The organism is Photobacterium kishitanii (assembly GCF_000613045.3).
GTDB classification, from domain to species: Bacteria; Pseudomonadota; Gammaproteobacteria; order Enterobacterales; family Vibrionaceae; genus Photobacterium; species Photobacterium kishitanii.
The window spans coordinates 1,434,622-1,457,202 of record NZ_LN794352.1; the positions used below are offsets into that span (position 1 = coordinate 1,434,622).

The 22,581-nt window shown below is 40.6% G+C and carries 19 protein-coding genes; 8 read left to right on the forward strand and 11 right to left on the reverse strand.

Annotation, left to right across the window (positions count from 1 at the left end; genetic code table 11):
• Nucleotide 1 precedes the first annotated feature (1 nt).
• The 5 genes from PPBDW_RS06855 to PPBDW_RS22770 all read left to right on the forward strand — a co-directional run bounded on the left by PPBDW_RS06855 (nucleotide 2) and on the right by PPBDW_RS22770 (nucleotide 4,027).
• The gene (locus tag PPBDW_RS06855) at nucleotides 2-241 is read left to right on the forward strand and encodes a HypC/HybG/HupF family hydrogenase formation chaperone (protein ID WP_036794286.1); all 240 of its coding nucleotides are present in this window, start codon (nucleotides 2-4) and stop codon (nucleotides 239-241) included.
• On the forward strand, nucleotides 238-1,359 hold the full coding sequence (gene hypD / locus PPBDW_RS06860; protein WP_036794287.1) for a hydrogenase formation protein HypD: 1,122 nt from the start codon (nucleotides 238-240) through the stop codon (nucleotides 1,357-1,359). Before PPBDW_RS06855 ends, hypD begins: the two co-directional genes overlap by 4 nt.
• Nucleotides 1,356-2,387, forward strand: coding sequence for a hydrogenase expression/formation protein HypE (gene hypE, locus PPBDW_RS06865; RefSeq protein WP_036794288.1), 1,032 nt, complete (start codon nucleotides 1,356-1,358; stop codon nucleotides 2,385-2,387). The genes hypD and hypE overlap by 4 nt, the downstream gene beginning before the upstream one ends.
• On the forward strand, nucleotides 2,387-2,743 hold the full coding sequence (gene hypA, locus PPBDW_RS06870) for a hydrogenase maturation nickel metallochaperone HypA (RefSeq protein ID WP_036794290.1): 357 nt from the start codon (nucleotides 2,387-2,389) through the stop codon (nucleotides 2,741-2,743). The genes hypE and hypA overlap by 1 nt, the downstream gene beginning before the upstream one ends.
• 444 nt (nucleotides 2,744-3,187) lie before the next feature.
• Nucleotides 3,188-4,027, forward strand: a complete 840-nt coding sequence (locus PPBDW_RS22770) for an HNH endonuclease (protein WP_054262005.1) — start codon at nucleotides 3,188-3,190, stop codon at nucleotides 4,025-4,027.
• Nucleotides 4,028-4,108: 81 nt separating this feature from the next.
• Here the strand turns inward: PPBDW_RS22770 and PPBDW_RS06880 are convergent, their stop codons facing one another.
• From PPBDW_RS06880 to PPBDW_RS06890, 3 genes are all read right to left on the reverse strand, one after another.
• Nucleotides 4,109-5,011 (reverse strand): EamA family transporter, encoded by a 903-nt coding sequence (locus PPBDW_RS06880; RefSeq protein ID WP_036794291.1) that lies wholly within the window; start codon nucleotides 5,009-5,011, stop codon nucleotides 4,109-4,111.
• Nucleotides 5,012-5,215: 204 nt separating this feature from the next.
• A complete protein-coding gene (locus tag PPBDW_RS06885) occupies nucleotides 5,216-7,822 on the reverse strand; it encodes a family 20 glycosylhydrolase (protein ID WP_036794292.1) in 2,607 nt (868 codons plus the stop codon).
• A gap of 253 nt (nucleotides 7,823-8,075) precedes the next feature.
• Nucleotides 8,076-9,065, reverse strand: coding sequence for a LysR substrate-binding domain-containing protein (locus PPBDW_RS06890; protein ID WP_036794293.1), 990 nt, complete (start codon nucleotides 9,063-9,065; stop codon nucleotides 8,076-8,078).
• Between the two features lie 82 nt (nucleotides 9,066-9,147).
• Between PPBDW_RS06890 and PPBDW_RS06895 the strand changes: the two genes are divergently transcribed.
• Both PPBDW_RS06895 and PPBDW_RS06900 read left to right on the forward strand, forming a co-directional pair.
• Nucleotides 9,148-10,002, forward strand: a complete 855-nt coding sequence (locus PPBDW_RS06895; RefSeq protein WP_054262006.1) for an aminotransferase class IV — start codon at nucleotides 9,148-9,150, stop codon at nucleotides 10,000-10,002.
• 47 nt (nucleotides 10,003-10,049) lie between these two features.
• On the forward strand, nucleotides 10,050-10,409 hold the full coding sequence (locus PPBDW_RS06900) for a hypothetical protein (RefSeq protein WP_146145245.1): 360 nt from the start codon (nucleotides 10,050-10,052) through the stop codon (nucleotides 10,407-10,409).
• A 72-nt stretch (nucleotides 10,410-10,481) separates the two neighbouring features.
• On the opposite strand, the gene PPBDW_RS06905 is transcribed toward PPBDW_RS06900, so the two are convergent.
• The 8 genes from PPBDW_RS06905 to torC form a co-directional block, all read right to left on the reverse strand.
• Nucleotides 10,482-12,224, reverse strand: coding sequence for a Kae1-like domain-containing protein (locus PPBDW_RS06905; protein WP_036794295.1), 1,743 nt, complete (start codon nucleotides 12,222-12,224; stop codon nucleotides 10,482-10,484).
• On the reverse strand, nucleotides 12,221-12,766 hold the full coding sequence (locus tag PPBDW_RS06910; protein WP_036794296.1) for a HyaD/HybD family hydrogenase maturation endopeptidase: 546 nt from the start codon (nucleotides 12,764-12,766) through the stop codon (nucleotides 12,221-12,223). Before PPBDW_RS06910 ends, PPBDW_RS06905 begins: the two co-directional genes overlap by 4 nt.
• Before the next feature lie 5 nt (nucleotides 12,767-12,771).
• A complete protein-coding gene (gene cybH, locus PPBDW_RS06915; RefSeq protein ID WP_036794297.1) occupies nucleotides 12,772-13,518 on the reverse strand; it encodes a Ni/Fe-hydrogenase, b-type cytochrome subunit in 747 nt (248 codons plus the stop codon).
• Nucleotides 13,519-13,531: 13 nt separating this feature from the next.
• Nucleotides 13,532-15,235, reverse strand: a complete 1,704-nt coding sequence (locus tag PPBDW_RS06920; protein WP_036794298.1) for a nickel-dependent hydrogenase large subunit — start codon at nucleotides 15,233-15,235, stop codon at nucleotides 13,532-13,534.
• A 3-nt stretch (nucleotides 15,236-15,238) separates the two neighbouring features.
• A complete protein-coding gene (locus PPBDW_RS06925; RefSeq protein ID WP_036794300.1) occupies nucleotides 15,239-16,375 on the reverse strand; it encodes a hydrogenase small subunit in 1,137 nt (378 codons plus the stop codon).
• A 427-nt stretch (nucleotides 16,376-16,802) separates the two neighbouring features.
• The gene (gene torD / locus PPBDW_RS06930) at nucleotides 16,803-17,450 is read right to left on the reverse strand and encodes a molecular chaperone TorD (protein WP_036794302.1); all 648 of its coding nucleotides are present in this window, start codon (nucleotides 17,448-17,450) and stop codon (nucleotides 16,803-16,805) included.
• A gap of 152 nt (nucleotides 17,451-17,602) precedes the next feature.
• Nucleotides 17,603-20,131, reverse strand: a complete 2,529-nt coding sequence (gene torA, locus PPBDW_RS06935) for a trimethylamine-N-oxide reductase TorA (RefSeq protein ID WP_036794304.1) — start codon at nucleotides 20,129-20,131, stop codon at nucleotides 17,603-17,605.
• Between the two features lie 93 nt (nucleotides 20,132-20,224).
• Nucleotides 20,225-21,391, reverse strand: a complete 1,167-nt coding sequence (torC, locus tag PPBDW_RS06940) for a pentaheme c-type cytochrome TorC (RefSeq protein ID WP_080888833.1) — start codon at nucleotides 21,389-21,391, stop codon at nucleotides 20,225-20,227.
• A 200-nt stretch (nucleotides 21,392-21,591) separates the two neighbouring features.
• Between torC and torR the strand changes: the two genes are divergently transcribed.
• Nucleotides 21,592-22,305, forward strand: coding sequence for a two-component system response regulator TorR (gene torR, locus PPBDW_RS06945; protein ID WP_036794308.1), 714 nt, complete (start codon nucleotides 21,592-21,594; stop codon nucleotides 22,303-22,305).
• Nucleotides 22,306-22,581: the final 276 nt, after the last annotated feature.

Below are 22,581 nucleotides of genomic sequence, written 5' to 3' on the forward strand. Positions count from 1 at the left end.
TATGTGTTTATCTATTCCATCTCAGGTTGTTGAAGTTCACGAAGATAATACTGTCACTGTTGATACCATGGGTGTTAAACGCCGCGTAAGTTGCCATTTATTAATGGATGAGCTGGTGGTGGGTGAGTATGTATTGATTCATATTGGTTTCGTAATGAGCCGAATCAATGATAAAGATGCACAAGAAAGTCTTGAAATGTATCAGTTTATTATGGATGAATCAGGGCCACTACCAATATGAGTTTTGATTTGAAAAAACTGTATGAGGGCTTTCGTGATGCCGATACAGTCTTAAATTTAGCAGAACAAATTAAGCAACTTGCGGTTGATTTACCTGAGCCAATGCAGGTAATGGAAGTGTGTGGCGGTCATACACATACCATTATGAAGTATGGTTTAAAGCAGTTATTGCCAGATAATATTGATTTTATTCACGGACCTGGCTGTCCTGTATGTGTAATGCCGAAAGAGCGAATCGATCATGCTGCGGCGTTAGCCTGTCAACCGAATGTCATTTTAGTGACATTGGGCGATATGATCCGTGTACCAGGCTCAAAAGGTAGCTTGGCGCAATATCGTGCTCAAGGTTGTGATATTCGACCAATCTATGATCCGCTTGATTGTTTAACCATTGCGCTTGATAACCCGAATAAAGACGTGGTTTTCTTTGCGATTGGTTTTGAAACATCAACCCCAATGACGGCTATTTTGATTGAATTGGCGGAACAGCGTCAGGTTAATAACCTTTATTTCCATATCAACCATGTGCTGGTGCCACCAGCGATTGATGTGGTTATGGCTGATCCTGCGGTTAAGGTAAATGCGTTTATTGGTCCTTCGCACGTGAGTGTTATTGAAGGCGCTAAAATTTATCGCTCGGTAGTTGAAAAGTACCAGACCCCCGTGGTTGTTGCCGGTTTTGAACCCGTTGATGTGATGGAATCTATTCTGCGCTTAACCAAACAAAGAGTCGCTGGTATTGCTGAACTTGATGTGCAATATACTCGTGCTGTAACTGAAGAAGGCAATACGGTTGCACAAGCGGCAGTAAAGCGTTGTTTTGATATCCGTGATAGTTTCCGCTGGCGTGGTTTAGGCCCTATAGCGAATTCAGCATTGCAACTGAATGAAAAATATCGTCATCGTGATGCTGAAATTAAATTTGCTGATTGTTTGCCAATGACACCTATTGATGATCATAAAGCCTGTCAATGTGGTGATATTCTTCGTGGTTTAGCAAAACCAAAAGATTGTAAAGTCTTTGGTCGTGGTTGTACGCCACAAACGCCACTTGGCAGCTGCATGGTGAGTTCAGAAGGTGCGTGTAATGCGTATTTCCGTTACCGAGGTGTGAAATGAGTGAACAAGATTTTTCTGCATTATCGACTACAAAATCGATTCAACTAAGCCACGGTGGTGGTGGTCAGGAAATGAATAAGCTGATTAAAGGCTTATTCTTTAAAGCCTTTGATAATGCCATCCTGCGTAGTGAAGAAGATGCCGCAGTATTAACCCTTGAAGGTAAAACAGCCTTTACCACTGACTCATTTACAGTATCACCATTATTTTTTGCGGGTGGTAATATTGGTAAATTAGCCATTGCAGGCACGGTTAATGACTTAGCAATGATGGGCGCGCAACCACAATATTTAAGTTGTAGCGTAATTATCGAAGAAGGGTTTGAGATCGGTAAGCTTAAAACCATCGTTGATAGCATGGCTAACGAATTAAGTATCTCTGGGGCTAAAATCGTTTGTGGCGATACCAAAGTCGTGCCAAAAGGGTGTGCTGACGGTATTTTCATTAATACCACTGGTGTTGGCAAAATCATCCAAACCGGTATTTCAGTACGTAACCTTGCTGATGGTGATGCGATTATTGTCTCGCGTGATGTCGGTCGTCATGGCGCAGCAATTTTAATGGCACGTGAAGGCCTAACTCTTGAGTCTGAGCTTATCAGTGACTGTAATACTTTGTGGCCAGCGGTTGAGGCATTGATTGCTGCGGGGCTTGATATTCATGCGATGCGTGATGCAACCCGTGGTGGTTTATCAGCAGTATTAAACGAATGGGCACAAGCGTCTGATGTTGGCATTAACCTTGTTGAAGATGATGTACCTGTGAGTGAAGAAGTGCGCGGCTTATGTGAATTATACGGTTTTGAACCGTTTGATTTAGCTAACGAAGGCACCTTCATTATTGCACTGCCACAAGCGCAAGCGCAAAAGGCATTAGAGGTACTTGAAGCTTTTGCAGCCTGTGAAAATGCGACTGTGATTGGTTCAGTTAATAGTGATCATGCTGGTCGCGTTATTTTAACTAGCGGTTGGGGCAGTCGTCGTTATTTAGATCTTCCACAAGGCGAATTGTTACCGAGGATCTGTTAATGCACGAGTATTCCATTGTTGGCGCATTGATTGAACAATGCGAACAACATGCTCGTGATAACGATGCCAATAAAGTCACTCGGGTGACCATTAAAGTCGGTATTTTAAGTGGGGTAGAACCTGCGTTACTTGAAACCGCTTTTCAGACTTTTAAGCTTGAAGGTATTTGCCATGATGCTGAGTTTGAGATGCACATTCAGCCGCTGGTATTATCCTGCCTTGAATGTGGGCAGGAAACCATTCATAACGAGCGCAGTATTATCTGTCAGCACTGCCATAGTAATCGCACCCATGTATTGGATGGTGAAGACTTAATGCTAATGCAGTTAGAAGTAGAGCAAAGTCAAGACGCATAGACAGCGACTACCGCTAAAAAAGGCCATACCTGTTAATGCAGGTATGGCCTTTTTTTAACCCGTCATTCCCTACAGTGAGGTTACGAACGAGATAGGGAATCTATTGTCCACGCGTTGTGGAGTTAGTATTTTAGCTGGTATCTGTAATGCTCAAACACGCGGCGAATAGATCACGGATAGCTCGTCCCTTACTTCCGAGATGACGAAGAATAACCAATGCTATTACTACCTTAAGATCCCAGTTTTATTTCGTCATTTATTATTAAAAATTAATCGCTTAATTATAAAATGACAGATATTTAAGATTAGTTTCACATTCATTATGATGCACATCACGTTTTCAATAGGTTAAGCGTGATACTCCACTAGTTGAGTAATAGAATCCTGCACGAAAAGATATCTATTGAGTAAATACTCAGTGGATAAATTATTGCTGGAGGGACTGTGAATAACTTATCTATAAAACAAGAAATAGAACGTCGTAAAAAGTTATTTAATGCAATAACGTATGTGGATATTGCAATTGATGTTACCGCTGGCCAATTAAGAGATTTAGGTATTTATAGTGGGGCCGCAGGGGTATGGGTTAATACTGCACTAACCAAAGGTATTGTTTCTGATGATGCGGGTGTTGCTGTAAGTATTTTGCATACTGGCAAAGATTACGACGATGATTTTTCAGAAAAAGGTATTAATTACGATTTTCCGTCGACGAAACGAAATGGCTCCCACGATCAGAATGAGATCCAAGCTCTTAAAAATTGTTATGACGCTAAAATACCATTATTTGTTATTAGTAAATCAGCCAACAAGAAATTAAGAAATGTACATATAGGTCTAATTGAAATCTTTGATAATCAACAGAAAAAAACCTACATAAAATTTGTTTCTTTGAAAGAATTAGATATTAGTGAGCTTGGATTAGTAACAGAAATACAAGCTGAATATAAAAACAAATTTGATATGGCTGTAGGGGATTCACTCACTACAACATCAGCTAAACGACAACAAAGAATATTAGCAGCAGCTAATAACAAACCTAAAAAAGTATTAAGGTATGTTGAAGATTATACTCGCAATCCAGATATAGTCGCCGAGGCTTTATATCGAGCGAAAGGAAATTGCGAAGCTTGCCATCAGCCAGCGCCATTTATGAAAAAATCGAATGGTGATCCTTATTTAGAAGTCCATCATATTAAGCCATTGTCTCAAGGTGGTCAGGACTCACTTGATAATGTGCAAGCTATATGCCCCAATTGTCATCGTAAAATGCATTTCGGCTAGATCTTAATAAGAAAAAGCCCCATAGCTATACTGCAATGGGGTTTAACATCAAAAAGTATTCATTCTTCCATTTTTAAGCCCTCACCCCAATGACGCTATAAGCCCTAAAAGGATAAGACTTACGCCAATTGTGCGGGTTAAATACCATTTCTCACCTAAAAACAGCACCCCCATAATCAGCCCAAAAACAATACTGATCTGGCGTAAGGCGACCACCATGCTGACATTGGCGGTGGTTGTCATCGCGAGTAGCACTAAGCAATAGGTAATGCCCATAATAATTCCAGCGAGGCCAGCACTGTATTTAATCTGCCATGCTTGAATAATGGGTTCAAGATTGCGGTTATAACAGCAGCAAACCAGTAGTGGTGGCAACATCATCATAAATTGGATCCCTAAATAAAATAGCGCGCTATATTGATTGGCTAAAATAGGATCGGCGATGTGAGTGACAATCGTCAGGGCTGATTTATCAATAACTGAATAAGCCGTTGTTCCCAGGGCAGCGATCAGTGACCAAAACATCCCTTTATTGAAATAAGCCCTGATATTGAATTGATTAAAGCGCTGCAATGGAATAACAACACATCCAATAGTGATTAATCCAAACCCAAGCCATTGTAACCACGTTGATGGTTGACCGAGTAGGGTTGTTGCAATCGCGACCATCAATACCGGGAGTGCTCTGATCATCGGGTAAATAACCCCGATATCTGCATATTGATAGGCAGTGACCAATGCCATGATATAAACCGTTTGCGCGATACCCGTTAATATAGCGAGATACCAGAAATTAGCGGGAAGGCTATTGATGCCGATAGTCGATAAAAACCAAATGAGATAGGGCAACAGCAGCAGTGAGATTGTACTGCTGGCGGCAAGAGCAAATGCCAAGCTTGAGCCCGTATTTTTCTTACCTAAAATATTCCAGCCAGCATGCAGAAGTGATGAAAATATAACGAGTAGAATCGCGAAATGGGTCATGCAAACAGGCTTCTCTAGGTTGATTGCGGATGATGGAAACCGCAGGCTATCAACCTAATAGGAATGTATGTGTGGTAATTATTGAATGTTTTGTTACAGCTACAAGTTATGAGGTATTGCTTCCAGCAGTAATAACAATAGTAAGGCTAATATAAAACAGCTCCATTACCTTAAATGTATGGAGCTATTATCATTTAATGATTGTTATTCTTGGCCTATATCGAGTTGTGTGACTCGACTATAACGATTGTTGCTTGAAGATGTACGCAGTAAGACTTTTTTATCATGGGAGATTTTTACGGGGGTTGAATAGTCAAGCCAGTGGCTGCCGTTGTCCATTGAATACTGGATTTTCACCGCCGGATATTCAGTATTTGCAATGAGTTTGCCGTTAACCACTTTAGCGCCGACCATGGGCAATCGGTAGTGAATGCTATTTCCATGGTTATGATAGTTATCCATTAGTAACAGTTCTTTTTTACCTAAGCGATTAGCAAACTCCTCCCAAGCGGTGTGCTTTGCTTTATTGCGTTGCGCCTTATTTTCAATTTTTTCCCAATTATCTTCATGCCAAGCACGTTCAGCTACCGCAATTAGGCGAGGGTAAATCATATATTCTAATTGCTCATCTGTGCGGATAGTTTCACCAAAGACTGCCGCTTCAATACCTAAAATATGTTTTGCTGCTGCTGGCTTTAGCGGTGGTAACGAGCCAAGAGAGCCATTAGTAATGTCTTTATTGGTTATTTTTGTACCATTTTGGAATATATCAATATTCTTATAAACATCTGTTGGCGTGAAACTAAATACTTTTTCGGTATTAATAAACCGAGTCGCCCAAGGGTTGCCCCGTTCTTGTGGTGAGGCTTCTTGTGGCTGATCTAAATATAAATAAGGTGCGTTACTTAATATGACATCGTATCCGGCATTAACAAGCCGATTTGCTCGCCCACCTGATTGCCATTCCCATATACTATTCCAGACTTGCGCTACAAGGTTGCCTTTGATTTTTATCGTCTGGTTTTTATGATCGAAAGCATCACCGTAGGCATGTAATTCAAGTTTATGCTGGGTTGATATTTGAGTAACCTTATTGAAAAAATACTCGCCAAGTTGTTCGGTTGAGTTAAGGTGTTTGTTGTCTGATATGAGTTTCTTACATGCAGGGGAGTTAACCCAAGCACCTGCTATTTCATCGCCGCCTAAATGAATAGTTTTGAGCGGCTGAATATCAGCATGAATTTTTTGCATTTGGGTAAGCAAAGTATCAACAAAATTGTACGTTGAATCTAAACAAACATTAATGGCGTTATTTGAATATAGTTGAACAGACTTATATTGAGTGGTATCTAACGGATCTAAAAGGCGATATTGTTGTGCTTGGTTTATTTTACCCTCTGCTTTCAATTTTCGATAACGTGACTCCATTGCATAAATAGCAGCACGTGCATGGCCTGGCATGTCAAATTCAGGAATGACTGTAATATGACGCTCATTAGCGTATCTCAATATGTCTTTATAATCTTCCACGCTATAATATTGCGTTTTTTTATCAGGGCCAGCGCCTAGTACGGGCATTAAACACTTGGTTTCTGATATATCATGACATTGCGTTGCACCAAACTCTGTGAGCTCTGAAAGAGTGGGTATTTCAAGCCGCCAACTTTCGTCATCAGAAAGGTGTAAATGGAGGACATTCATTTTGTATGTCGACATTTGATCAAGTAATCGAAAAATGGTGTCTTTAGTATAGAAATTACGCGCAACTTCTAATAGAAAACCACGGTATGGCTTTCTAGGCTTATCATTAATTATAACATTGGGTAATGTATTACCATGTTGTTTTATTAGACTAAGCAAACTTGTTTGGGCATAAAATAAGCCAGCATCTTTGCCTGTTAAATCGATATAATTATTATTAATATTAAGTGTGTAGGCTTCTTTTCCAACGTCATGATCAATTAATCGAATTACTTTAGTTTGAGGTGATATTGCTGCATTAGTTAACGTTGGAGTATTAGCGGTTGATAGTTCATTACGTAACGCATTATACAATGCAAGTGATTGATGTTTATTTTTTTCTGTATATACAATAGACCAACTATTATCAATAGTTGTCTTTCCTTGCTGGGGGATAATAGATTTAGGTGTTGGTGTGATTGCAAAGTCATTTAAGTTTTGATCTGAATTTGTTTTATATTGCTCAAATCGAGTCTTAGGAGTAGCTAAAGGAATAATATCTTGTGGTGAACGTTTTAATTGAATGTTTGATGTGAACGGTTTAACAAAAATTGGGTCGTCAAATTTGGTGCTATCAATAATAATGGGTTTTGTTTTACTTGAGCTAACATACCAGTTAGGTAAAATAGCTGAATTAGAAATAATAAAATAATTACTACTCAGTGTAATTACACGAGATTCACCCGCTTTAATAGGTTTACTATTTGCTATCGGGGTTAAGGTTTTCATGTCACCAAGCTGTTGTTTTATAATGAATCCATTATTGACGGTATCTTGAATATCTCGTCTTATTCCAAAATAAATAGACCAGTCACTAATCGGGATAGGTTTATCCCCATTATTTTTTAATATTATATCAACGATCTGTTTTTTTTCTTTTGTTTTTTCATTAAAGTTTTGTTTAATATTCACGTTAATTAACAAATGATGAGCAATATAATTAATAGTTGATTGTGAGCTGGATATAGAATTTGCGTTATGTTCTATTGGGTATGATTGGGTGTCATTATATGCATAAGCATTAAATGATAGCGCAGTAATTATTGATAATAATAGAGGTTTTATTTTCATATGAAGATATCCTTTAAAATGATATTAATAATTTATTTGTATAACAAATGACACATAAAATGTTACACGATTTATTTTTAATAAAAAGTAAAGAAATGAAATAATTCTTACTAATCCAGTTAGATTATTGAATTAATAAGAATTATTTTTGTTGAGGATGTGTTATATATAGTGTTTATGACGTTATATACTAAAGGTAGAATGATAAGTTATTACTTATTTATTTATATCGGTGATGGTTTAAATATAAACATCAAATACCTTTACGCTGATCTTGATTATCAAAACCTAGCTCCGTGAGGTATTCGGCCATGTCTTGGTTATCTTGATGAATTTGTTGTTGTAACCACTGGCGATAATTCTGTTGTAATGGCTGATAACTGCTATTTAGGTGGCGTAGTAATAAATAACACAATCCAGTTACTATTGGCATTTTAAACGGAATGACAAGGCGACCATTACGTAATGCATTAAGCGCAAATAATAAGTCGCAAACTAATACGCCTAAACCGTTTTCTGCCGCGGAAAGTGCCATGTCTAATGTTTCGAATTCATAGCCCTTACTGGTATCTAAAGCCTCTTCTCCCATTGCTTTAGCCCAAGCTTCCCAATGAATATGTCCATCAACGCGAGTGTGAATGAGCGTTTTTCCAATTAAATCTTTAGCGCAATCAATGTCACCATGACGAGCCATATAACTAGGGGAGACCATGACAAACAGTGATTCTTTTCGAAGTAGTTCAGCATGTAAGTTATTAAAGGGATAGTTGATACAAGCATGAATAACTAATTGATTTGTCTCAGCTTGAATATGATCATGGATAGAGCGTAGCCACGTTGTTTCGATATGCAATGATAGTTTAGGCAAACTATTGTGTAGTTGTTCCATGCGAGGGATCAGCCAGCGACATGCGAATGTTGGTGGAGCCTGTAATCGCAATTGTCCTGTTTGACCTTGGATCTCATCAACGGCATGTTGTAGGCAATCCAATGCTTCGACACAGCGGTCGTAAAATAACCGTCCCATATCAGTTAAATAAATTTTTTGCCCTTTGCGAATAAACAGCGATGTATTGAGAAAGCTTTCAAGTGCTTTTATCTGTTTGCTGATCCCACTTTGAGTCATCGCCAACTCTTCAGCCGCAAGCGTAAAGTTTAAGTGTCGTGCTGCTGCTTCAAAAACGCGAATAGATTGTTGAGCAGGAAGGCGTTGATATCGCAGCTTAGTATGACTGTTTATCATGATTGGGTAACCAGAAGTCGTTTGTTGATCCTATAATTTTCCCATAACCTGCACTAATTAGATAGTTGAAACGAGTAGGGCTATGACAAAACAGAATAATAACCAGTTGGCGTTCTTTAATGGAAAGTATATGCCAATCACTGAGGTCGCAATATCACCGTTTGATCGCGGCTTTTTATTTGGGGATAGTCTTTATGAAGTGATACCGGTATATAACGGCAAAATGCTGGGAGGGGATCTTCATTTACAACGATTACTGAATGGCTTAACGGCGATTGGGATTACATCGCCTTATACGCTGAGTGATTGGCGCGCCATATCTCGTACAGTATTGACGACACGTGAAGCGGCACAGATGCTCTATATTCAGGTAACGCGAGGCGTTGAAGCTTCTCGAAAGCATCGATTCCCTGTTGTATCAGAGCCAACAGTATTGATTTTCGCTACTCCTTTTACACCAACCGTAACGATGGAATATCAAGGTTGTGCTGCTACATTACAGCCCGATAAACGTTGGCAAAATTGCCATATTAAAGCGACCAGTTTACTGGCTAATGTATTGGCATATCAGCAGTTATATTGTAATGATTTAGCTGAAAATGAGGCTTTATTTGTACGAGATGGGGTGGTTGTAGAAGCCGCAAGCAGCAATTTATTTATGGTGAAAGATAACCTGATCTATACGCCTCCAGTTGATAACATTTTACCTGGAATTACGCGTCATATTATCCTTCAGATTGCGGAAAAACTTAACTATCAGGTCTATGAGTTGGCTCCAAGCCCAGCAATGTTGAAAAATGCTGATGAGGTCTGGGTGTCAAATTCCATTGAAGAGTTAAAGCCTGTGATCAGCATTGATGGCCAAATTATTGGATCGGGAGTGCCTGGTAAAGTATGGCAAGAATTGTTTCAGCATTATCAGCATAAAAAAGGTTAGTTCAATCTTGTTTAGCAGTTAGTCATATTTTAATACGAGGAATCACTTTGAAAAATATATTAATGGCAGCAGCATTGGTTATGCTAACTGGCCCTGCAATGGGGGTTAATAAAGAGCCTATCCAATTAGAAATTGATCAAGCTGTACAGGCCGGTTTTGAAAAGCATCGCCATCTGAATTATCTCGCTATTGGTGCGACTGATGGCTGGGAAGGAAAATGGCATGACGAAAAGATAGAACTTTATCAATATGCGAGTGCGGATAATATTAATTTAGATATATTTGAAGCGGAGGCATTAGATCTACATGGTACGGATTGGTTTGAAGCTTGTCAGTATAGAAACTTGTTGATGCTAAGTAATGGTAATAAAGCCTGTAAAGCACTGACGTATCTACAATCGCCGTAAATAATAAAGCCCAGTAATTTGTTATACATTTTTAACTCATACTGGGCTTTAAATAATGGTGGTGATAATGGATTAACGACGACGCATTTTTAAGAACAATGCACCAGCGCTGAGGTTGCTACCATCAAGTTCTAGTTTTCGATTAACCACGATAGGGAAGTTTTTACCCACTCGTAAGCAGATGCGATCAGCCAGCACTTCATTGGCAAAATCACTACCAGCAAGGGTAACAGCTTTAATGCCAGTGGTTTCGTCCATACGCTCAATCCAATTAGCAATATAGTCAGCCAGAGAATCCATAATGCCAAAAGCGAGTTTGTCATAATCGACTTCATCAACCACTAAGCAGAAACTCATTAAACTGCCGACCATTTTTGCCCAATCAATAGTGCGTTTACTATCAACCATATCTAATGAGAAATCGACACGATGGCCTTTATTATCGGCATTCTGCAGTGATTTAGCGATCAGCGCATCATTAAGATATTGGACATTATCTTGGCTTGATTTTGATAGGCCTAATATTATCGCAGCAAGCGCAAATAAACCTGATAGCTGATCATTGCACTCGTTTAACACTAACTTGTTGAGTGCGTTATAACTAACGGGAATTTGATGCTTAAATTTAGCTAATACTTCAGCCTGTTCACCCGCAGCTAATGTAGCGATCATCTCAGAGCCAGAACGTGGCAGGTTTGGCATTACCAAGAAAGTATCAGTACGAGTGAATTTATCTTGGCTAACAATTTCACCTGCGCAATAGCGACCAAAATAAATCGCCGCACTATGACGACCGACACCTGATTCCAGCATACCGCCATGTAGAGCACAAATAGGCAGTGTATGCGCAGGGGCATCATTGGAGTGATTAGGCTGGTAATCAAACCGAATTCGACGCTTGCTCCAATAGGCGTTTAAACCATTGATACAGGCTTGATCATGTAAAGGCTCAACCGATTTAAAAGGCACTAATGGGTGGGTGACGGGATCACTGCAAACCTGACTCCAACCTTTATTAATACGGGCAATTAAAGGTTGTTGGTGATTAGTTTCAATGTGTAGATAATCAATACCGCGTACTCGCAGTATTTCTGTTAATACCGTTAAGATACGATTGTAGCTGAAACAGAGATCATACAAGGGTTGATCAAGCTGGGCATGATGCTGTTTTGCACGTACTGTAACCCGTGGTTTTTCTAAACTTGATAATGCTAACACATGCAGCGACGGCACAATAAAATGCATCGGTACATTATTAGGATTACAAATAATCACTTGTTGACGCTGGTTACGAGTAGTCGCAATTGGGCCACGACTTAAATGAAACTCATGCTGGTGATTATTCGCCAACGGTAAGCTAAAAGTCACATGACCGGTTTTTATTACCGCTTCAGCCCATTGCTGGATCTGCTTATAGTCGACTGATGCCTCAACAGATGTTTCACCATGACAATGTGAGCATGCGATAGAAATTTCGCCAAACAGCTCTGATTGATTATCACCTAATGCTGGTTCGCAGTAACTGCAAAATGGCAAATGATGCGGTGAGGTGAGCAAAGGAACAACACGACCTTCACGGTGGCGAATTTCTTTAACCGTTGAATCAACCAACCAAATAGACAATAAGAAGTCTTTTGCTATTTGATCTGCTAATGCTTCAAGCTGTGGTTGAGTACCAACGGCTTCAATTAAGTAACGGTTTTTATCATAACCAATGGTAATTTCTAACGTTTGGTTAGCCAAATAATCGTTACATAATTGGGCATAAAAAGGCACAGGGCGTGAACAGGTAAAAGAAAATTGAATTAATTTCATTGTTCAACGCCTCGCTTATAAGCTGTTGGAATTAAGCTATTTATATCGATGTTATTCACTTTTTCGCAGTGGATATCTAATGCGGAAAGGTGATTGAGTAATGCAGATTCCATTACCGGTATTGCTGCATGAATTTTAGAGGTTAGACCCATATGCATCGGCTCTAACACTGTTGGCGTTACGCCTAAAACATACGTTTTTGGACGATCACCAACCAACTCCATCATGATAAGTGTTTGTAGCATCTCAACCTCGTGAGCACTACCTTGCCAATCAATTTCGGCAGGGGCTTTGTCGAAGTCAAAGAAATACACTTCGCCAGCATCCACATCTGCGGCGTTAACCGTATCAACCACAATTAAATGATCATATTGCGTTAACGTAGGAATAAGACAATGCGCTAGCGTCCCGCCATCAATAAGATCAATCTGATGGTCGGGATGCGTAAAGCGGTAGTTTTCTGTGAGATAATTGACGAAATGTACGCCGACTCCTTCGTCGGCGTACAAGACATTGCCAATACCAAGCAGCAATATCTTCATTTGCGCTAGTGGCCTTTATTTTTTGAATGACTATTGTGGTGAGCATGATGCTGGACTGGATGATTGCCGTTATCTGCTTTTTTTACGTTTACTGGATGGTAATCGTAGCCAGACATAATGGCATCAGCAGAACCGTTACGGAAGCGGATCCCTGTCCAAATAACCATATATACGTGGATCAACACAAAAATAATGAATGCCCAAGTAATATAATGGTGCCATTTACGCACTTCATCTAACCCGCCCATCGCGTATGCGACCCATTGAGCAGGTTCCCACATCATGCCGCCAATACCTAAGTGGTATACATTAGCATATAGCGTTAAGCCAGTCACACACATGAAGATTGCAGCGACAGAAATACCTGCATAAACCATAAGTTGCAATGGTCCATAAGCGCCATGGTGTGGTGCATTACCCATCCAAAAATAGGCTTTAATCTGTTGAATCCAGCTTTTCGGGCTAACAATATCTTTAACCGAGCGTCGTTCAACGTTACTGCGACTGAAAAAGAATAAATAAACACGAATCAGTGTAACAGCTATCAAAATGAAGCCTAACACCTCATGTGCTAATCGAATCCAGCCTTGTTCAAGGACATTGGTACTATTTGGAGCAACCAAAAATGGCCAAGCAATATAAAAGCCTGTGATCACTAGACCAAAGATTGCAAAGGCGCGTAACCAGTGACATAAACGGATAACGAATGAAAATACATAGGATCGTTTATACAACACGGTATCTGTTGACATGATGAATCCTTAGTTACATTGCCTGAGCTGGAATACGGAACTCACTAAGTGATTGGCCTTTGTAATCCATTACGTGTACTGAACACGCCATGCAAGGGTCAAAAGAGTGAATAACACGTAATACTTCTAATGGTTTTTTCGGATCTTCAAGTTGTAAACCAACTAATGAAGCTTCGTATGGCCCAATTTTACCGTTACCATCAATAGGACCCGCATTCCACGTTGTTGGTACAACCGCTTGGTAGTTTTCAACTTTGGCATCTTTAATACGTAACCAGTGACTCAAGAAACCACGTGGTGCTTCAATGATACCAACACCTTTGTATTCCTTTTTAGGATCAATGGTTGGCTCAATGTAAGTTGTTTGGTCTGAGTTTAGGTTAGTTACCATAGATTCAAATGTTTCTAAACCATGACGAGAGATCGTTAGGGTATGTAACATACGTGCTGCAGTACGACCAAGGGTGGTAAATAATGCACCAGCGGGTAGGCCTGTTTGTTGCAAGAACTCGTTTACAATCGTGGTAACACGAGGGTTATCTTTGGCATAGTTAACCACCATAGTTGCTAGTGGACCAACTTCAACTGGCTCGCCATTGTAACGTGGTGATTTAACCCAAGAGTATTTGCCAGCTTCATTGATAGTAGGGCGTTTACCTACAATGGTATCGCGCTCAATAAATGGCGTATGTTCTGGGATTGTAGTGCCATCGTATGGGTGTTGAGGCTTATTAGCGTCATACCATGAGTGAGTCACATCTTCAGCAATCAGGTTAAGATCGATATTTTCAGCTTTAGCTAAATCTTTGTTACGGATCACGCCACTGACAAAAAGGTGGTCATCAGGGCTAAGTAAAATTGATTCGCTACACATGAAAGTATCAACATTACAGCCGCCCAATACACTTGGTTCTTTGCCGTAAGCTGCTGCTGCCATTAGAATATCAGCTTGGTACGCACGTTCGATGAACTCAGCAACATGCACATACTTTTGCTTAAACTCTTGTAAGCGAGCGGGATCTAACATGTCACGTACACATGTTACACCACCAACAACAATGGATTGTGGATGTGGGTTTTTACCACCCCAAACAGCCATTGACTCTGCCGCAATACGCTGAATTTCAAGTGCTTTAAGGTAGTGGCTTAGACCAATAAGGTTTTGCTCTGGAGTGAACTTGTAAGTTTTGTTACCCCAATAAGCGTTTGCAAATGGACCTAACTTACCAGTATTTACTAAGCCTTGTACTTTCTCTTGTGCGGCGCGTAGATCACCCTCACCAGCCGCAATTGGCGTGGCTGAGTACTTCATTGCTTCTTTCGCGGCTTTGGCTGGATCTGCACTTAATGCTGAAACAACATCTATCCAATCTAGTCCATGTAGGATGTAGAAGTGAACAATATGGTCATGCATTTGTAGTGTAGTTAAGATTAAGCTACGAATGTATTTCGCATTTAAAGGCACTTGTGCATTAATTGCATCTTCAACTGCTAACGTACCACATAGGTAGTGTGATGATGTACATACACCACAAATACGTTGCATTAGTAGACCAACATCGTACGGTGTACGGCCTTTCATAATAATTTCAAGACCACGGAACAGGGTAGAAGATGCCCATGCCTTGTTGATTACGTTATTTGCATCAAGTTTAACTTCGATGCGTAAGTGGCCTTCGATACGAGTAATAGGATCGATAACGACGCGCTTGCTCATGAATTATTCCTCGACTTTTTTAGCAAAAATACTACTGACTGCGTGTGCACCAATACCAACAGCTGTGACACCTAAAATAACCGCACCAATCGTGTCGGCAGTGGCATCTAAACCATGAATTGGTTGGCGACTTAATGGTTTTTCGAAATCGGCCATGTCATCCCAAAAATCAGGTTCTGAACAACCAATGCAACCATGACCTGCAAGTACTGGCCAGCTAGTGTGAGCATTGAAACGCTCAGTAGGGCAGTTATTGTAAGTGTAAGGGCCTTTACAACCCATTTTGAATAAGCAGTAACCTTGTTTGGCATTATCATCACCAAACTCTGTCACAAACTCACCAGCATCAAAGTGACCACGACGCTCACAGTTATCATGAACACGTGCACCATAAGCCCATTTAGGACGGTTAAACATATCCAATGCAGGTAAACGACCAAACATGATGTAGTACATTAATGTACCCGTAATGTTGGCTGGATTTGGTGGACAGCCAGCAACATTGATCACTGGGCGATCAATGACTGCGCCCACGCTTTTAGCGCCTGTAGGGTTAGGACGTGCTGCTTGGACACCACCGTAAGATGAACATGTACCAACACAAATAACAGCTGCTGCATCTGCTGCAACACGCTTAATTAGTGATAGGCCTGTTTCAGCTTGGCTACCTAATGTTAGGAAAGTACCATTGTTGGCTGTTGGTACTGCACCTTCAGCTGCAAGTAGATATTTACCTTTATAAGCTTTCATGGCGTTATCAAGGTTTTCTTCCGCTTGATCGCCAGCTGCTGCCATTAGTACTTCTTGATATTCAAGCGAAACATGCTCAAACAATAACGTACTAATATCCGGTGTAGTGCTACGCACTAATGACTCAGAACAACCGGTACATTCAGCAAGGCTCAACCAGATAAGTGGTACACGGTCAGAAAGCTCAGCAGCTTCCGCAACCATGGTACTAAAAGGTAAGGGTAGTGCCAGCAATGAAGTGATAGTCGCACTCCAAATCATGAAGTCACGACGAGTAATGCCATTTTTTTCTAATTTTTTTTGGAAAGATCCCTCACGAAGAGGTTTCGTTTTTCGAAGTTCGGCAAGACGTTTCTGGCCGAGTTCAAAAAGGGCTGCATGCGAGTCCATCTATCAACCTTGTTAGCTATGAATAAATATACTTTATAAGTATTACCTCATGATTTTATGACTTAAATCAATACAATTAGTTGATCTGAATCAGATTTTAATTTTTTGTATGACAATATAAAAAATCAAAAATGAGCTTATGCATAAAATAACGCTCGGTAATGAGAACTACTATTATTTCAATGTGTTATGCGTTTTTTGTGCGAATTAACCATATGATAAATAATGGTTTTATTATTTGGGGGAATAATGGCTATTTTTAATTTAGTGCGTGGTTATGCAATATAAAACCAGCTTAAAATATAAATATTTTGGCAGAATAACTTGCTAAATTCTAAAATTAGCAATTTTTAGAAATGAGACATAAAAAACGCCCTTATTTGGTTAAAAAAGGGCGTTTAAAATGTACTGTTAGTGCTTAAAAAACTTATTCGCCTACGAGGAATTTTTTATCTAGCATACAGAATGCAAGTAGCAGGTTTGCAGCAGCAGCATAGAAGCCAAAGTGGTCATGACGTTGACATTCTTTAGCAAATAACGGTAACCAGTTTAGCAACATAGTATCGATGAATGACAGTTGTGATTGCATTAGTGCTTCACGTTGTTCTTCGGTTTGTTGCTGATTAGCCATGATAATTAGATTACCCATGAAATCTAATTCAATCGCGAGGTGATCCGCTGGCTCATTAAATTCTTTACGCTGTGCGATATCAAAAGAGGCCATAAGCTCATGCATTTCTTGGGCTGGCTTGTCGTTTAATAGTCCTGTTTTTCCGACATACATTGACGCGTAAGGTAGTGCCCCTGATTTGGGAGTACTTAGAAATAAGCCACAAAAGTCAGCAGCCAGTTCTAGTTGTTCGTCACTGCGAGCATGAGATTTTTTAATTGCAGCACGGAAAGTATCAACAGGTGCTTTTAATTCTTCTGTCATACCTAGACCAGACAGAAATGTATACATCTCACCGCCATGGTATTCATGTAGGTCGGCATCACTTAATTCACGGGCGAAAAGTGAAGACATCCACCAGTAGATTTCAGCACGTTGTTCGTTGAATGCGATAAATTCTTGCATGGTCACTCCAGACATAAAACATATTCAAATAAAGCAATTAGGCAGAGTATACCTAAGGGTTATTAGAATAGGTTCTAAAAAATGAAATAAAGGCGATGAAATTATTATTCATCGCCTTTATAAGTTAATTCACTATGTTAGCAACGGATTAATTACTTATCCATTGCTGGGAATAGTGGGTCAATCCCTGTTTCATACGTTGGACCGTTAAAGCCTGTTACTGCATGAACTGGACCGGTGTATTTTTCAATTTGAACCAATGCAGCTGCCGCAGATGTTGCTTGTGCTAGGCTCGAACTACCGATGTCTTCAGTTAGTACGTTTGGATCGCCGTAAGTACAGATAGTGCCTACTTTACCGCCTTCTAATGGGCTGTACCATGCACCTTCTTGTAGACGACAAACACCTGGTAGGTAATCGTCAGTCACAACAGCACCTGCCATTACTTGACCACGGTCGTTGTAAACACGCACGATATCACCAGATTGAATGCCACGTGCTTTTGCATCTTCAGTGTTGATGAAGATAGGCTCACGGTCAGCTACAGCATACGTTGCACGGAAGTCCGTTGATGAACATAGCTGCGAGTGCAGACGATCTTTCGGGTGTGTACTTTGCATGTTAATCGGGAAGCGATCAGAACGAGGACCACCGTGGCTACGTTCTGTTTTCTCGAACCACATTGGGTGACCTTGACAGTCGTTGTAACCCATATCTGCAATTGTCTTACAGTAAATCTCAATCAGACCAGATGCTGTACCTAATGGCTCAAGATCGGGTTCGCTACGGAATGATTCATGACGAACCCATTCTTTACCTGCAGGGAATTCAATAAAGCCTTCACCATCCCAGAATTTCTTGAAGTTAGGCATACGAACACCTAGACCACGACCTTGTAGACGAGCGCCGTTGTAGATTTCTTCGATCCATTCCATTTGTGTTTTACCACCAGTGAATGCTTCTTCGCGGTCATAGCGAGAACATAACTCACTGAAGATCTCGTAGTCATCTTTAGATTCGTACATTGGTTCAACAACTTTACGCAGAGCAATGATACCAGCGTTAGAGTGGTTACCGTATTGTTCGATATCATTACGCTCGTAAGTGGTTGTTGCAGGTAATACGATATCTGCAAAACGACACGTTGCTGTCCACTGGTGATCAATCGATACAACAGTTTGTAGCTTAGTCCACGCCTTGATCATTTTGTTGCGATCTTGGTGGTGACCAAACGGGTTATTACCACTGAAAATAGCCATCTTCATAAATGGATATTTGATCTTTTGACCATTGTAGTCGATGGTCTTACCTGGGTTATCAATACAGTCAACAAAACGTGCAACTGGAATGAAAGTAGAGTAACCGTCGTATGAACCGCTATGAATTGGGTCAACACCTGTTACACCACTAAAGCCAGACATTAGTGGACCGTTAGAAGTAATTGAACCAGCATCATTGTAGTGCCAGCCAAAACCAAAACCACCACCAGGTAGACCGATTTGGCCCAGCATTGCAGCAAGAACAACCAACATCCAAGCATACTGCTCGCCGTGTTGCATACGCTGTAGACACCAGCCACCAATAATTTGGGTACGGCCTTTAGCCATCGTGCGAGCAAGAGCGCGAATATCATCAGCTTTGATACCACAGATCTTTTCTGCCCACTCAGGGTTTTTAGTAATGCCGTCAGTTTCGCCCAATACGTAAGGCATAAACTTATCAAGACCCGTTGTGTAATCCGCAACGAATTCTTTGTTGTATAAGTTTTCAGTGTATAGCGTGTGCGCAATCGCCAGCATCAGTGGAACGTCAGTCTGTGGGTTAACACGGATCTGCTCACCACCAACGGCTTTTTGAGTGCAAGAAACCACTGGATCGACGTAGATCACTTTGATTTCTTTGTTCTTCACTTTCTCTGCAAGTTGCTCATAGTATTGGTATGGGCTGTGGTCTGGTACTAACCAACCCACTTGCAGGTTTTTAATTGGGTCAGATGCCCACATCACGATAGTGTCAGTGTGTTCAAGCACTAGCGGCCATGATGTTTGCTGTTCGTAAACTTCCATTGCACCAGCAACGTAAGGAAGAATGACTTGTGCAGCACCAGTAGAGTAGTCACCCATTTTGCCTAGTGTTGTACCGTGAAGACTAACACCACGCTTCATCATGGTACCTGCGTTATGCAGTTTACCTACTGACTGCCAACCGGTGTGGCCAGCGTAGAGTGCACTTGGACCAAAGTTGTTCTGTACGCGCTCCATTTCATGGTATAGGAAGTCTAATGCTTGAGACCATGGCACACGTACGAAGCGGTTATTACCGCGTTGGGTTGTATCTGACTTGTAGCCTTGCTTTAGCCAATCGATACGAATCATTGGGTACTTAACACGTGCAGGGTTATAAACCACTTCACGTACCGCTTTAATCATATCCGTTGGGTTTTTGTCTTTTTCAAATGGTGTAGTTTCAGTCCATACGCCGTTAACAACTTTGGCACGGAAAGCACCCCAGTGAGAGCCACATAGCACTTCACCGTTAAAGCCAGTTATGGCATCAGTTGCTGCCATTGCTTTGCGAGGAGCAAGCAGGCTAGTGCCAACAACTGACGCAGCACTTGCTACTGCAAGGCCAGAAAGAAAGCGGCGGCGTGTAATGCCTTTATGATTGTTTTGAGTCGCCATAGTTGGAGAATCCTTAAACTTTAATTTTTATCGATGGGGCGGGGATAACAATTATCACCCGCCTATCATTTAATCGTTTATTGGAGCGCTGGATTAATGCGCGCCAGCACCACCTGTATCGCTGCCGTGGTTCTGAAGATATTTAAGTAGTGTACGTTCTTCAGTCTTAGTCAGACGGTAGTAAGAGCTCATGGCTTTCAGACTTGCGATCCAGCCATTTGCAGTAAAATGGCCAGGGTCTGGCGCCGCGTGACAAGCGTTACATGTAGACGCGTACATATCTTCTGCATAGTTCCAGATTGGTTTGATACTATCAATCATGTCTGATTTAGTAACCCAACCTTGAACACTGATGTTCTGCCACACAATGTTAGTTGCAGGATCAGTTTCTTCTTTAATGATTTTCTCGTTCGCTTTCACTTCGCCACGGATAGTTGCCTTGAAGACACGTTTACCCATGTACTCAGTCATTACGCGACCTTTACCTGCTTTTTCTAGCCAGCCGTTAACTTCAACTTTTAGCATGTCGCCTTTACGTTCAAGTACCGTTACTTCAGAAGCGGGTAGTAATTTACCTTCTGATTTACCGTTAGCATCATCAGTTGCAAAAATGTCTTTCTCACCCAGTGAGTAAAGTTTCTCAGCAGTAGCACCTTGAGTAGTTGCTTCAGCTTGTAGGTTTTGGAAATCTTTCTGGAAACCGCCAGCCATGTTAGGTAGTTCGTGTGCAATACCCTTGTGACATTCAATACAGTTCATGTCTTTCGCAGCAGCGTCTGTCATTGCAGCAGCAGCTTCAGGTGATTGCTTAGCATGGTCCATAGCTGAATAGTTATGACAACTCTTACAGGTGCTTGAGTTTTGTTTTTCCATGCGCTTCCAAACCATCTGAGCTAATTCTAAACGGTGCTCTTCAAATTTTTCAGGCGTGTCGATTTTCTTAGTAATAAACTGGTTATATACATCTTTTGATGCCATTAACTTTGTTTCTACCATACCGACTAAATCTTTCGGTTGGTGACAGTCAACACAGTCAGCACGAACACCAGAAGCATTTTTGAAGTGTACAGATTGTGTATATTCTTCGTAGTTCTGCTTCATGGTATGACAACCAACACAGAATTCATTAGTGGATGCGTACTCAAAACCTTTGTGTACAGCAAAAATACCACTAACGGCGATACCAATACCAACAAGCACCAGAGCAAGAATTGAGTACTTGCTACTTGGTTTCGTCAACATCTGCCAAATTTTCTTCATTTTGAAAGATTCCATTTAAAAAGAATGCTCACCGTAGGTTACGGTGACGGTTAAAATTTTATGGGGTAATCTTATTGTCACGATATGAATAAGGTTAACGCTTCGAATGAATAGCAAAGGCATAGTTATGACAAATTGTGAATGGTCTTAGTTTGTGCTACCGTTCAGCTAGAAAGCCAAAAACTAAAAAAGAGAACGACATGACCCATCACGTACTTGTTGTAGAAGATGAAATTGTTACCCGCACAAAATTAGTTGGGTATTTTGAGAATGAAGGATACAAGGTCAGCCAAGCGGACAGTGGCGCACAGATGCGCGAGGTAATGGCAACGGAAAAGATTGACCTTGTAATGCTTGATATTAACCTGCCTGGTGAAGACGGTTTAATGCTAACTCGTGAACTTCGTAGTCGTTCTGAAGTTGGTATTATTTTGGTAACTGGGCGTACTGACAGTATTGATAGAATTGTCGGTTTAGAGATGGGTGCAGACGACTATGTAACTAAGCCTTTTGAACTTCGTGAGCTATTGGTAAGAGTGAAAAACTTGTTGTGGCGCATGACGTTAGTAGAAAAAGCGCGTGACGAAACCATGGTTGAAATGCAGGAAGATAACATCATTCGTTTTGGTGAGTGGCAGTTTGATATTAACAAGCGCGCACTGACACATAATGGTCTTCCAGTGAAACTAACAAAAGCTGAATACGAGCTATTAGTTGCGTTTTCATCACATCCAAATGTAGTGTTAAGCCGTGAGCGTATTTTGAATATGTTGAGCCATCGTGTAGAGGCTCCAAACGATCGAACTATTGATGTTTTAATTCGTAGAATGCGCTCTAAAATGGAACTAGATCCGAAAAATCCACAGATTTTTGTCACCGTTCACGGCGAAGGTTATATGTTTGCTGGCGATTAATTTAGGCCTCAAATTGACCTGAAAAAGACAGTTGTAAAGAAATAGTTATGACATAAATTGACATAAAAATGCCCTATTTAAAGCAAATAGGGCATTTTTTTTTGGCTCAATTTACGGCTTATTTTGATTTAGATCATGATTTATCAAGTTATTTTTTTGGGTCAAAATGGAACAAAATGTCTTGTTGAGAATCAATATTAATAAGAGGTTGTTTTTGTAACATTCCATAAACGTATAACAACATATTAATTAATGAATGCCGTTCTTGATGATAAC